7 protein-coding genes are annotated in these 13,791 nt (G+C 73.5%); all 7 read right to left on the reverse strand.

Features of this window, described 5'->3' with window-relative positions; all coding sequences use genetic code 11:
* Positions 1-55: 55 nt before the first annotated feature.
* A complete protein-coding gene (locus ACIQAC_RS40435) occupies positions 56-1,384 on the reverse strand; it encodes a cation:proton antiporter (protein ID WP_402200679.1) in 1,329 nt (442 codons plus the stop codon).
* A 4-nt stretch (positions 1,385-1,388) separates the two neighbouring features.
* Positions 1,389-1,958 carry a flavin reductase family protein gene (locus ACIQAC_RS40440; protein WP_402200681.1) on the reverse strand — a complete coding sequence of 190 codons (570 nt, stop codon included), beginning with the start codon at positions 1,956-1,958 and terminating at the stop codon, positions 1,389-1,391.
* A 9-nt stretch (positions 1,959-1,967) separates the two neighbouring features.
* Positions 1,968-3,557 (reverse strand): tryptophan halogenase family protein, encoded by a 1,590-nt coding sequence (locus ACIQAC_RS40445; RefSeq protein WP_402200682.1) that lies wholly within the window; start codon positions 3,555-3,557, stop codon positions 1,968-1,970.
* Between the two features lie 35 nt (positions 3,558-3,592).
* Complete coding sequence (locus ACIQAC_RS40450; RefSeq protein WP_402200684.1) at positions 3,593-4,918, reverse strand: cytochrome P450; 1,326 nt, start codon at positions 4,916-4,918, stop codon at positions 3,593-3,595.
* A 14-nt stretch (positions 4,919-4,932) separates the two neighbouring features.
* Positions 4,933-6,114: a cytochrome P450 gene (locus ACIQAC_RS40455; protein WP_402200686.1), complete on the reverse strand. Its 1,182-nt coding sequence runs from the start codon at positions 6,112-6,114 to the stop codon at positions 4,933-4,935.
* Between the two features lie 28 nt (positions 6,115-6,142).
* Positions 6,143-12,628: an amino acid adenylation domain-containing protein gene (locus ACIQAC_RS40460; protein WP_402200688.1), complete on the reverse strand. Its 6,486-nt coding sequence runs from the start codon at positions 12,626-12,628 to the stop codon at positions 6,143-6,145.
* A 43-nt stretch (positions 12,629-12,671) separates the two neighbouring features.
* On the reverse strand, positions 12,672-13,791 hold a 1,120-nt coding region (locus ACIQAC_RS40465; protein ID WP_402200689.1), incomplete at its 5' end, for a condensation domain-containing protein.

The following is a 13,791-nucleotide window of genomic DNA, read 5'->3' on the forward strand; positions in this document are numbered from 1 at the left end:
ACGACGCCCCGCCCGGCGCGGGCCGGGCGCGCTTCTCCGCGTTGCTGGGGTCGGGTCAAGGGCTGCCCCGGGTGGTTGCCCGGCCCGATGTGACGAGCCGGCGGGTCTCCTCCTCGGTGGTGTCGACCCGCCGCATGGCCAGGCGCAGCAGCGGCGGTGCCATGACCGACGTGACCACGGCGACCAGGACGACGATCGTGTAGGTCCGGGTGTCGAGGATGCCCAGTCGCAGGCCGACCATCGCGACGATGACCTCGATGACCCCGCGGGCGTTCATGCCGGCGCCGAGCGCCAGTGCCTCCCAGCGGGTGAGCCGGCTCAGCCGTGCGCCGAGGTAGGCGCCGGCGAACTTGCCGACGATCGCGATCGCCAGTACGGCCAGGGCCGCCAGCAGTACGGTCGGTTCCCGCAGCGCCCGCAGGTCGACCCGGAGGCCGGCCGTGGCGAAGAACACCGGGGCCAGTACGGCGAGTACGACCATCCGCAGGGAGTCCGTGCCGGCCGGAGCGAACTCGCCGCTGGAACGGATGACCATCCCGCACAGGAAGGCGCCCAGGACCGCCTCCAGACCAAGGGCCTGGGTCCCGGCGGCGGCCAGCAGCATCATCGCGGCGGCCACGGCGACCGTGCGCTCGTCCGAGCCCTGGCACAGCCGCAGCACCCGGCGTACCGGCCGGCGCAGCAGCACGGCCAGACCCAGGACGAGCAGCAGGGAGCCGACGGCGTACAGCAGGTCGCCGGTGGTCAGGCCGCCCAGTGTCATCGCCGAGACGACCGACAGCATGAGCCAGCCGAACGCGTCGTCCACCATGCCCGCGGCGAGGGTGAGTTGTCCGACGTCCCGGTGGATGAGGTTCATGTCCATCAGCGTCTTGGCGATGACGGGGATCGCGCTGACGCACATGGCGACCCCGAGGAAGAGCACGAACATCTGCCGGTCGGCGGTGGCGACTCCGAGCAGGTGCGCCAGCGGATAGCCGAAGCCGATGCCGAGGGCGAGCGGCACGAGCAGACCGGCCAGGCTGATCCGCAGCGCGGACTTCCCTCTGCGGCGGATCATGCCGAGATCCATCTCGATGCCGGTCAGGCCGACCAGCAGCACCACCGCGACCTGTCCGACCGCGTCCAGGAGGTGCATCTGGGCGGGGTCGGACGGCAGCAGCCACTGTGCGGCCGACGGCGCCAGCCAGCCGAACAGCGAAGGTCCGAGCAGCACGCCGGCGGTGAGTTCGCCGACGATGGCCGGCAGCCCCGTCCGTGCCGCGAGCCTGCCCAGGAGGATCGCCGTCAGCAGCAGCACTCCGACCTGGAGCAGGAACACCAGCAGGGAGTGCGCGGCGATGGGCTGCACCGGGACCGCCAACGGCACTGCGGGGTGGGTCACGCCGTCACTCCTCCCGGTCGCCCGGGTCACCGGCCGCGGCCGGTACGGGCCGCGGCAGTTCGCCGTAGCGGCGGAAGCCGTACAGCAGGGCGCTGTCGTGGTGCAGATGCAGCACGTCGCGCACCGCGCCGACGACGATCAGGTGGTCCCCGGCGGCGTGGGTGCGCTCCACCGTGCAGTCGGCGACGGCGTGGGCCGCTTCGACCAGTGCCGGGCTGCGGGTGAGTTCGGAGGGCCGCCACGCCACCCGGTCGAAGCGGTCGGGGGCGCCGGAGGCGAACAGCGCGGCGACCCACTCGGCCTCACCGTGCAGCAGGTTGACGGCGAACGCGCCGCTGGCGAGCACCGCGCTCAGGGTCGGGCTGCCGGTGCGCAGACACGCCAGCAGGGTCGGTGGATCGGCGCTGAGGCTGCACAGCGACGAGCACGTCATGCCCCAGGGACGGGCGGTGCCCAGGCGCGCCGTCACCACCGACACCCCGGTCGGGAACGCCGCCATCATGCGGCGGAAGTCGTCGTCCGCGGGCCGCGGGGCGCCGCGCCCCGCCGACGGATACCTCTCCCGCTCGTTCATCGCCCCCGCTCAGAGCCCCTCTCGCATCTGCTTGAAGTACTCGTTCTGGGTGGGCAGACTCCCCACCAGGACCCGCGCCTTGTCGCGGATCGCCTGGAACTCGGCCAGCGCCTCCTTCTCGTCGACGAGGTCGAGCGCCGGCGACGGCCTGGGCTCGATGCCGCCGGTGCCGAGCAGTATGCAGTTGTACGAGTAGGGCGGCAGGCCGTGGTAGCGGGGGTGGACGCTGTTGGCGTCGGGCACCTTGCTGCGCCACTGGTCGAGCCGCTCGGCGAGGGCGTCGGGGATGGTGCGGGTCTTGGTGTCCCGCCAGTACTGGTTGGAGTCGCGCTTCGCACCGCGGTAGTGCAGGACCAGGAACTCCCGTACCCCGTCCATGACGTTGGCCATCGAGCTGTTGTGCTGCTCACGCAGTGAGGCGTCCCAGTCGACCGCCGGGTAGTACTTGACCAGCTGCTCGATGGCGTAGTGGATGAAGAAGATGCCGGTCGACTCCAGCGGCTCGACGAAGCCGCTGGACAGGCCCACCGCCACACAGTTGTTGACCCAGGCGCGGCGGCTGCGCCCGATGCGCATCCGGATGTGGTTGGCGGGCACGTCGGCCGCCGCGGGACCGACGAACTCGCGCAGGGTGCGCTCGGCCTCCTCGGGGTCGAGGTAGTCGCGCGCGTACACGTAGCCGGTGCCGATCCGGCTGATCAGCGGGATCGTCCAGATCCAGCCCGCGTCCTGGGCGGTGGCGGTGGTGCACGGCCGGATCGGGTTCTTGTCCATGTCCATGGGGACCTGGAGGGCCACCGCGCTGTCGTTGGGCAGGGTGTCCTGGTACGACAGGAACGGTTCGCCCAGTGCCTTGCCGAGCAGCAGCGACCGGAATCCGGTGCAGTCGACGAAGAGGCCGCCCTCGATCCGCCCGTGCTCGGCGGTCTGCACATGGGTCACCCAGCCGCGTTCGTCGAGTCCCACGTCCTGCACGGTGTCGACGATGTGCCGCACGCCGCGCGCGGTGGCGTACTTGGTGAGGTACTTGGCCAGCAGGTGGGCCTCGAAGTGGTAGGCATAGGGGAACTGGGCGCCCTGGTAGTCGGCGATGGTCGACGGCACCCCGTCCACCTCGACGAACTCCTGTTCCAGCAGGGCCCCGTCGAGATATCGGGGGCTGCGTCCGGCGTCGCACAGCGAGGCCATGACGAAGCAGTCCACGTCGAACCGGTCGGTGGTGGGGTGGCGCAGCCACCAGTCGGTGAGCGGGAAGCCCTTGACCGAACGCAGTTGCTCGAACGGGTGGTAGAAGTGGTGCCCGGGTTCGCGCCAGTTCTCGAAGCGGACGGCGAGCTTGTACGTGGCGTTGCAGGCCGGCATCCAGTCCCGCTCGGCCAGCCCGAGGAACTCGAAGAAGTGCCGGATGTCGCTGAAGGTGGCCTCGCCGACGCCGATGGTGCCGACGTCGGCGGACTCCACGAGCGTGACGGCGACCCGGTCGCCGAAGGCGGCGGTCAGATAGGCGGCCGTCATCCAGCCGGCCGTGCCGCCGCCGACTATCACGACGTCGCGCACGGCGCCGGAGGCCTCGTGTCCAGGTGAAGCGGTGTGCGTCATGTCCCACCTCTGATCTCGGAAAGGTTGTTGGTCGTTCACCAGGTCACCGGCAGGCGCCGCACGCCGTACGCGGTCGACAGGACCCGGAAGGGCACCTGGTCGGCGGGGATGCCGAGGCTCAGCCGGGGGAAGCGGTGCAGCAGTGCCGTGAAGGCGATCCGCAGCTCCAGCCGGGCCAGGGCGGCGCCCAGGCAGTGGTGGATGCCGTGGCCGAAGGCGACATGGGCCACGGGTTCGCGTGCGAGGTCGAGGCGGTCGGGGTCGGTGGTGAGCGCCGGGTCCCGGTTGGCCATGGGGATCGAGCAGACGACGGTGTCTCCGGCACGGACCAGCTGGTCCCCGACGGTGACGTCCTCCAGGGCGGTGCGGGGGGTGGGGGCGTGCGGCACGGACAGGTGGCGCAGGAGTTCGTCGACGGCCCGGTCCGTGGCGGCCGGGTCGGCGCGCAACCGCTCCAGCTGGTCGGGGTGTTCGAGCAGGGCGAGGGTGCCGAGCCCGAGCATGCCGGAGATGTTGTCCAGTCCGGCGAGCATGAGCAGCACGCAGACGCCCCGCAGTTCCTTGTCGGTGAAGTCGTCTCCGTGGTCGCGCACGAGCATGCCGAGGAAGCCGTCGTCGGGGTCCTTGCGGGTACGGGTGATCAGCGCCGCGAGGTAGCGGGTGAAGGCGGTTCCGGCCGCCGCCCGGTGGAGGCGTCCGGAGGTCGCGAGGTGGGTGTGGCAGCGGCGCAGGAAGTCGGCGCGGTCGTCGCGGGGCACCCCGATCAGTTCGCACAGCACAAGCCCGGGAAGCGGGTCCGCGAAGTGCCGGACCAGGTCGGCGGGGGGTCCCGCGTGCTCCATGGCGTCGAGGCGCTCGCCGACGAGGGCCTCGATACGTGGTTCGAGCCGCCGGGTGCGGCGGTGGGTGAACTCGGCGGTGAGCATCTTCCGCAGCCGGGTGTGTTCGGGCGGGTCGTAGTCCATGAGCTGGCCGACCGCCTCGTCGGGGCGCCAGTCGTCGTTCCCGTCCGGTGTGCCGGGGGTGGTGAACCGGCGGCGGGTGGAGAAGCCGGTGTGGTCGCCGAGGACCTGGCGTACCTCGTGGTAGCCCGTGACCAGCCAGACGGGGCGGCTCCCGGCCCGCGGATCGGCGTCGGCGTTGTCGTCGGCGTTGTCGTCGGCGTTGGCGTGGTTGTTGTCGTGGTTGTTGTCGTGGTTGTTGTCGCTGTCGCTGTCGTTGTCGTTGCCGTTGCCGTCGATGCGGATGACGGGCCGCCCGGCGGTGAGCCGGCGCAGGTCGTCGGAGGGGGCGAAGCGCGTACGGCTGATGTGCACGGGGACGGCGCCGGTGTCCGTGCCGGTCTCGGTGTCGGATGCCACGGGGGTCGCGCCTCCTACCAGGCCACCGGCAGTGTTTCCACGCCGTAGATTCCGGACGGGGACTTGTAGCGCAGGTCCTGCGCGGGGACGGCCAGCCGCAGGCCGGGCAGGCGGCGCAGCAGTGCGGGGACGGCGACACGCAGCGTGAGCCGGGACAGGGGTGCGCCGAGGCAGTGGTGGATGCCGTGCCCGAAGGCCACGTGGCTGGAGTTCTCCCGGGTGATGTCGAAGGCGTCGGCGGCGTGCGGGCACTGTGCGCGGTTGGCGGCGAGGAGCGAACAGAGCACCACGTCACCGGCCTTCACGAGCTGCCCGGCCAGTTCCACGTCGGCCAGGGCGGTGCGCGGCGAGGCCGTGGAGACCACCGAGGTGTAGCGGAGCATCTCGTCCACCGCCCGGTCGGCGTGCTCGTCGCTGTCGCGCAACAGGACGAGTTGTTCGGGGTGCTGGAGCAGGGCGAGCAGGCCGAGCGCCATGGTGCCGGTGACGTTGAGGACGGCGGGGGCCAGCAGGGTGGCCACGGTGCCGACCAGTTCCTCGTCGCTCATGTCCAGACGCTGCTCGTGCAGGAGCACGCTGATCAGATCGTCGCCGCGGTGCCGGCGTTTGCTCCGGGCGAACTTCGTCAGGTACGCCATGTACGCCTTGCCGGCCGCCATCCGGTGTTCGCGCGGGAGGTTCTCGCTGCGGCTGAGGTCGAGGTTGCGGGCCAGTTCGGCGTGGTCGTCGCGCGGGATGCCCAGCAGGAGGCAGCCGACCAGGGCGGGCAGGGGCTGGGCGTAGTGCCGGACCAGGTCGGCGGGCTGTCCCGCCCGTTCCAGGGCGTCGAGGTGGTCGCCGACGATCTTCTCGACCAGGGGTTCCAGCCGGCGCATCCGCCGCCCGGTGAACTCCGGGGCCTGCATCCTGCGCAGCCGGGTGTGCTCGGGCGGGTCGTACTGGAGCAGGTTGCCGTCCTGGACCAGGCGCCGGGAGTCGGCCTCGGTGTCGGCGGGCGGCAGGGTGCTGAAGCGTTCCGCGTCGCCCAGGACCGCCCGCACCTCGTCGGGTCCGAGGGCGAGCCAGGTCCGCTCGGCGGTGTTGGCGGTGTCGATCTGGATGAGCGGGGTCTGCCGGCTCAGCAGCCCCAGTTCGGGCAGCGGGTCGATCCCGACCCGGTATTCGTGTACGGGAACGTCGGCCGTCGGCTTCGCCATGCTCGGGTCCTCCCTGCTCGCGCGCCGGTCAGGCACCGGCCGACGCCTCCAGTGCGGCGGTGATGACCCGCCCGATGTGCTCCGCCGGTCCGGGCTGGAGCATCTTGTAGTGCCCGGTGGCGAGTTCGTGCGCGTCGATGTCGCCGCCGATGTAGGGCCGCCAGCTGTCGACCGCGACGGACACCGGCAGTTCCGTGGGCCGGTCCTCGGTGGCGATGAACAGCAGGAGGTCGCCCGGGTAGTCGGGCGGAGTGTGGTCGGGGGCGAACGCCGACGCGTTGCGGATGACCTTCGCCATGTTCTTCCGGAGCCGGTCGTCGACCGCCATGCCGACGGCCTCCATGTCGGCGGGCATGGCCCTTGCCCGGTCGTCGGTGCCCTCGCCGGGCGGGCGTTCCTCGGTGGTGACGAACCGGCCGACGCCTCCCGGGTAGGCGTCGAGCACTCCCAGGAGCGCGACTTCCTCGTCCTGCTCGCGCAGCCGCGCGGCGATCGCCTGGGCGAGCAGACCGCCGAGGGAGGACCCGATGAGGTGGTAGGGGCCGGTGGGCTGGACGGTACGGATCTGGAGCAGATGGTCGGCGACCATCTCGTCGATGCTGCGGGGCATGGGTTCGGTCCCGGCGAGGCCGCGGGCCTGGAGCCCGTAGACCGGCAGGTCCGGCGGCAGGTGCCGGAGCAGCGAGCGGTAGCCCCAGGCGAGGCCCATGGCGGGGTGGACGCAGAACAGCGGGGGCCGGCCGCCCTCCGTGCGCAGCGGCAGCAGTACGCCGAGGTCGCCGGCGCCACGGCCGGCCCGGCGGCCGGCGCCGGTCCTGCGGTGGTTCTCGTCGTGTACGACGAGCAGGCCGGCGGAGGTGCACCTGGCCCGTTCGCCGGTGCGCAGCATCCGTTCCCCGCCGGACCCGTGCGGGAGGGCGACGAAGCGTTCGGCGGTGGCCGCGGGGGCGCCCGCGTATCCCCGGGCCAGGGCGGTTCCGGTGACGTACAGGTCACCGACGGCGCCTTGGGGTACGGGGCGCAGGAAGTCGTCCAGCACATGGGCGCGGGTGTTCCACACCGGTCGCGCCGAGGGCGGCCGGCCGGGCTCGAAGTCGAGGTCGAGCCAGATGCCGGCGGTCTCCGGGGTGGCGTGCCCGCTGACCGGGACCGCGTCCGGCGGCAGTTCGAACCGGGTCGGCCGGGTGCCGTCGCCGTCGGCCGGGGCCGCGCCCGGGGGGAGGTCGAAGCGGGTCGCGGGCGCGCCGTCGCCCCCGTTGAGCAGCAGGACCTGGGGCCGGCCTGCTTCGGTGGCCGGCTGTCCGAGCGGGTCGGGGGCGCCGAACCGGACGCCGGCGCCCGCGCACAGCGCCGCGAGGAGTTGGGTCACCAGTCCGGCGGCGGGCGCCTGTGTGTCGACGGCGACGGACCGGTCCGCCGTCAGGACGCGCATCCGGTACGCGGTGTGGTTGAGGAGGGTGCGGTGCTCGATCACGGAGCCGCCGGGGCGGTCCGCGGCGAGGACGAGCGCGGCCTGCCTCGGCCGGGGCGGGGTGAGCGGCGCCGGCTTCGGCGCCGTCTCGTCCGCGAGCGCGGCGGCGTCCACGGTGAGCAGGGGGATCGCCGCGTCCTCGGGCGGCGGCAGGGCGGCGGTGGCCGCCGTGCCGACCAGGGCGACGGGACGGGTGCCGCGCAGGGTGTTCTCCGTGTCCCGCAGCGGCTGTTCCGGGTCGGTGAGGAGGACGGCGGCGCCGGACTTGAGGACGCCCAGGAGGGCGACCACCAGGTCGGCGCCGGGCGGCAGCGCCACGGCGACGGTGTCCTCGGGTCCGGCACCGTGCCCGGTCAGCCGGTGGGCCAGCCGGGCGGAGGCGGCGTTGAGCGCGCCGTAGGTGAGGGTGAGGTCCCGGTCGGTGACGGCGACCGTGCCGGGCGACTGGGCGGTGCGTTCGGCGAGCAGGCCGAGGGCGGTACGGCCGGGCAGCGGGGCCTCGGTGTCGTTGCCGGCGCGCAGGGTCTCCAGCAGTTCGTCCTCGCCGAGCAGGACGTCGAACCGGCCGAGCGGTGTCCCGGCGTCGGCGGCGGCCTGTTCGAGGACCCTGACGAGCCGTGCGGTGAGCGCGGTGGCGGTCGGGGCATCGAAGAGTTCGGTGGCGTAGCGCAGGACTCCGTCGATGCCGGCGGGTTCGCCGTCGGGCCGGTGCCGCTCCGTCAGCCGGAAGGAGAGGTCGAGTTCGGTGGCCTGCGTGCCGGTGTCGAGGCGGGTGGTGTGCAGGCCGGGCAGTTCCGAGGCGTCGCCTTCCTCGGTGCGGTCGTCGAGGACGTCGACGCCGACCTGGAAGAGGGGGTGCCGGGCGGCGGAGACGGGCGGCGCGAGTTCGTCCACCAGGCGTTCGAAGGGCACGTCCTCGTGGCCGGCGGCGTCCTGGGCGGTTTCGCGGACCCGTGCCACGAGTTCCTCGAAGGTGGGGTCGCCCGAGGTGTCCGTACGCAGCACGACGGGTCCGGCGAACGGGCCGACGACGCCCTCCAGGTCGCCCTCGGTGTCCCTGCGGGGCATGAGGGTGCCGACCGGGATGTCGTCGCCGGCGCCGAGCCGGGTCAGCAGCAGCGCGAGCGCGGCCCGCACCACGGTGGCGGCCGAGGTGCCGTCGTCCCCGGCTCCGGCCATCAGGCGCCGGTGTGTGCCGGGGTCGAGCCGGACCGGTACCGAGGCGGCCCGGTGGGAGGCCAGGACGGGCCGGGGCCGGTCGGTGGGCAGGGCGAGTTCGACGGGCAGGTCGGCCAGGGCGTCCTTCCAGTGGGCCAGTTGGTCGGCGACGAGGCTGTCGGGGTCCTGTGCGCCGTCGAGCAGCGCCTGCTCCCACAGCGCGTAGTCGGCGAACTGGAGGGGCAGCGGGGCCCGTTCGGGGGCGCGGCCCTCGCGCCGGGCGCCGTAGGCAGCGGCCAGGTCGCGGACGAGGATGTCGAGGGAGGCGTCGTCGGCGGCGATCCGGTGCACGGTGAGCAGCAGTACGTGATCGGTGTCGCCGAGCGCGAACAGGTGCTGTTTCCAAGGCACTTCGCGGGCCAGGTCGAATCCGCCGGCGGTGTGGGCGGCGAGCTCGCCGGGCAGCTCGGTCTCGGTCACGGCGGTGAGGGCCGGCTCGGGACGGGCGGTGGTGTCGTCGGCGTCGAGGACGTGCTGGCGCAGGCCGCCGCCGGCCCGGACGAAGGTGGTCCGCAGGATGTCGTGGCGCCGGGCGACGTCGCCGAGCGCGGCCCGCAGCGCGTCCCGGTCCAGGTCGCCGCCCAGGCGCAGCGCGACACTCGACTGCTGGGCGGCGGACTGCTGCGCCGCGCTGTCCCCGGTCAGCCGGGTCATCGCCCAGGTGCGCTGCTGTGCGGCGGTGACGGGTGTGTCGCCGGTGTGCTCGACCGGCTCCAGCACGGGGCGGGCCTTGGCCGTGAGCATCCGGGCCACGCCCTTGGGGGTGGACTCGCCGAACAGCCGCCGCATGCTCAGTTCGACGCCGAACTCCTCGCGGACCCGGGCCGCGAGCCGCATGGCCAGGCCCGAGTCACCGCCGAGGTCGAAGAAGTTGTCGCCGGCGCCGACCCGTTCGAGCCCCAGGATGTCGGCGAACATCGCGCACAGCCGCTCCTCGGTCTCGCCCTGCGGTGCCGCGTCGGAGACCCGGTCGGAGAAGTCGGGGGCGGGCAGCGCGGCCCGGTCGACCTTGCCGTTGCGGGTGAGCGGCAGCGCGTCCAGGAGGGTGACCGCGGCGGGCACCATGTACTCGGGCAGGCTGCGCGCCGCGTGGTCGCGTACGTCGGACAGGTCGGCCTCGGGGTGGTCGGGAACGACGTAGGCGGTCAGGCGGCGGTCGCCGGGCCGGTCCTCGCGTGCGACGACGGCGGCCTGGCGGACCCCGGGGTGCGCGGTGAGGACGGCCTCGACCTCGCCGGGTTCGATCCGGAAGCCGCGGATCTTGACCTGGGCGTCGGCGCGTCCGTCGAACAGCAGCTGCCCGTCGGGCGTCCAGCGGGCCAGGTCGCCGGTCCGGTACATACGGGTGGCCGCGGCGAACGGGCAGGCGACGAACCGCTCGGCGGTGGCCCCCGGCCTGCCGGTGTAGCCGCGCGCGACGCCGGCGCCCGCCACGTACACCTCGCCGGTCACGCCGACGGGGACCGGCTGGAGGAAGGCGTCCAGGACGTGGACGCGGGTGTTGCCGAGGGGGCGTCCGACGGGCGGCGGCGGGTCGTCGGGCGTGATCGGGTCGCCGAGGAGCGCGGCGGTGGCCATGACGGTGGTCTCGGTGGGGCCGTAGGTGTTGGTGAGCCGGACGCGGCCGGCCCAGCGGGCGGCGAGGCCGGCGGTGAGGAGTTCGGCGCCGAGCGCCCAGTCGCGCACCTGGGGCACGTCGTCCGGGTCGAGTTCGGTGAGCAGCGACGGCACGACGCTGGCGGCGCGCACTCCGGCCTCGCCGATCATGCGGACGAGGGCGGGGACGTCGGTGCGCTCGTCCTCGGTGGCGACGGCGAGGGTGCCGCCGGCGGCCAGGGTGACCGCGATGTCCAGCACGGCCGCGTCGAAGCTGAAGGAGGCGAACTGGAGGACGGTGACGCCCTCGGTGACGTCGAGGAAGGGCCGCATGGCCGCGGCGAGGTTGGCGACGCCGCGGTGTGCGACGGCCACACCCTTGGGGCGGCCGGTCGACCCCGAGGTGTAGATGACGTAGGCGAGCTGGTCCGGTGCCGGGGCGGCGGGCGGGGCTTCGGTGCCGCGGTCGGCGACGGTCTGTTCGGCCTTCTCCAGGAGGAGCGCCTGGGCGGTGCCGAGGGGTACCGCGCCGAGGGTCTCGGCCGTGCCCACCACGACGGCGGCGGCGCTGTCGTCGATCATGTAACCGAGCCGGTCCGCGGGGTGGCGGGGGTCGAGCGGTACGAACGCGCCGCCGGCCTTCCACACGGCGAGCAGGGCGACGACCATGTCGACGCCCCGCGGCAGGCAGAGCCCCACCCGGGTCTCCCGGCCCACGCCGAGCCCCGCGAGGTGGCCGGCCAGCCGGTCGGCGCGCTCGTCCAGGTCGGCGTAGGAGAGCCGCTCGGGGCCGCAGCGCACGGCGAGGGTGCCGGGTGTGCGGTCGGCCCAGCCCCGGACGGCGTCCACCAGGGTGCCGGGCGGGACGGGACGGGTGGTGTCGTTGAACGTGTCGACCAGCAGGGTCCGTTCGTCGGCCGCGAGTACGTCGATGTCGGCCACCCTGGCCGCCGGGTCGGCGGCCATCTGCTCCAGCACCCGCACCACGCGCTCGAAGACCGCGTGGGCGGTGCCGGTGTCGAACAGGTCGGGCCGGTGGTCGAGTTTGCAGTGCAGCCTGGTGCCGGGGGTGACGACCAGGGTGAGCGGGTAGTGCGAGGCGTCCTGTGCCGCGCCCGACGGCCGCATGACCAGCGTGCCGGGCGCGTCGGCGCCCTCCGGCGGGTGCGGGAAGCTCTCGTACAGGACGAGGGTGTCGAAGACGGCCGCGGGGCCCGCGATCTGCTGGATCTCCATCAGGCCGATGTGCTGATGGCCGATCAGGCGGGCGTGCTGCTCCTGGAGTCCGGTCAGCATGTCGCCGACCGTGTGGGCCCCGTCGAGCCGGACGCGCACCGGCAGGGTGTTGATGAGCAGCCCCACCATCGACTCCGCGCCGGGCAGGTCCGCCGGGCGGCCGGCGGCCGTGCTGCCGAAGACGACGTCGGAGCGGCCGGCCAGGCGGGCCAGTACCAGCGCCCACGCGCCCTGGACGACCGTGTTGAGGGTGACGCCGAGGCCGCGCGCCAGTGCGGTCAGGGACCGGGTGAGGTCTTCGGAGAGGTCGGCGACGACCCGTTCGGGCAGGACCGGCAGCCGGGTGCGGTCGGCCCTGGCCACCAGGGTGGGTTCGTCCGCGCCGGCCAGCGCGGCGCCCCACGCCTCCCGGGCAGCGTCCTTGTCCTGCCGGTTGAGCCACGCCATGTACTGGCCGTAGGACGCGGCCCGCCGCAGCCCGGAGGCGTCGCCGCCGGCCTCGTACACCTGGGACAGTTCCTGGATCAGCACCGGCATGGACCAGCCGTCCAGCAGGATGTGGTGGAACGTCATCACCAGGCGGTGCCGGTGCTCACCGAGCCGCACCAGGAGCAGCCGCATCAGGGGCGGTACGGCGGGGTCGAAGCGGCTCGCCGTCTCGCTCGCGGCGAGTTCGCGCAGCTTGGCCTCCGCCTCCGCCTCGGGCAGCCCACTGACGTCGTTCTCCCGCCAGGGCAGGGCCACTTCGCGCAGCACGACCTGCACCATCCGCGCCCCACTGACCGGGCGGAAACAGGCCCGCAGTGCTGCGTGCCGGGCCAGGAGGGCCTCCCAGGAGGCGCGCAGCCTGACCGGGTCGAGGGGGCCTTCGATGTCGAGCGCGGACTGCACGGTGTACACGTCGGGGCCCTCGTCGGCGAGAGCGGCGTGGAACAACAGCCCCTCCTGCAACGGCGACAGCGGCCACACGTCCTCGACAAGGGATCGCGTCATCGCTCCTTCTCCTCAACCACGGTTGGTGCGGCAACGGTGCTGGCTAGCGGGGGCGGCGCAGCTGGCCGAACTCCGCTTCGAGCTCCTCGATCTGGTGCTGTGCGAGATCCAGCAGGGGGAAGTCGGACGGGGTGTGTCCACCCGCGTCCGCCGACGTGGTGTGGGCGGCGAAGCCGTTCAGCAGTGCCAGCCAGCTCTCGCCGAGCCGCTGGACGTCGGCCTCCCCCAACAGCCGCCCTGCCCAGCTCAGCGTGATCTCCAGTTCGGGTCCGTCCGCGGTGTCCCGGACGACGGCGGCCGCCGCCACGGGGTGGGTCACGGGCAGTTCCGGGTCCACCGCGCCACGGGCCGCCCCGGCCGGCTGCCAGGGCCCGGCGGGGCCCGTGCCGCGTCCGGCGGTGAACCGGCCCAGGTAGTTGAAGCCGACCTGGGGCGTGGGCGCGGCCCGCAGGACAGGACCGGTGTCCGGGTTGAGGTGACGCAGCAACCCGTGGCCGAGGCCGTCCCCCGGCACCGCCCTCACCTGCTCCTTGACCGCCTTCACCAACCTACCGGCGCCCTGCCCGCCGGCCATAGCGTCGTCCAACTGACCAGCGGGCACGGCCAGCCGCACCGGATACGAGCTGGTGAACCAGCCCACCGTGCGGGACAGATCCACCCCCTCCACCGGCTCCCGGCCGTGCCCCTCCACATCGACCAGCACGGGCGCGGCCTCGTCCACTCCGCGCCGCCAGTGCGCCACGGCACCCGCGAGGCCGGCGAGCAGCACCTCGCGCACCCCGCAGTGGAACGCCGGGGCGACCCGCTCGACCACCACCGCGGCCTGCGCACCCGACACCGTCCAGGACCGGCGCCGCAGGGTGACCGCGGTGTCCACGGCGGGGTCGAGGGCGCGTCCACCCAGCGGCGCCTGCGGCTCGCCCAACAGAGCCTGCCAGGCGGGGAGTTCGGCGACACGTTCCTCGGACACGGCCTGCGCGGCGAGGAGTTGGGACCAGCGGCGGAAGGACGTACCCACCGGATCCAGCACCGGCTCACGCCCCTCGGCCACCGCCTCACACGCAGCCTGCAAGTCAGGCAGCAGCACCCGCCACGACACACCATCCACCACCAAGTGATGCGCTACGACGACCAGGCGGCCCATCACACCCGGGCCCGCGTCC

Origin of the sequence: Streptomyces sp. NPDC088387 (genome assembly GCF_044753385.1) — a bacterium.
Lineage (GTDB): Bacteria > Actinomycetota > Actinomycetes > Streptomycetales > Streptomycetaceae > Streptomyces.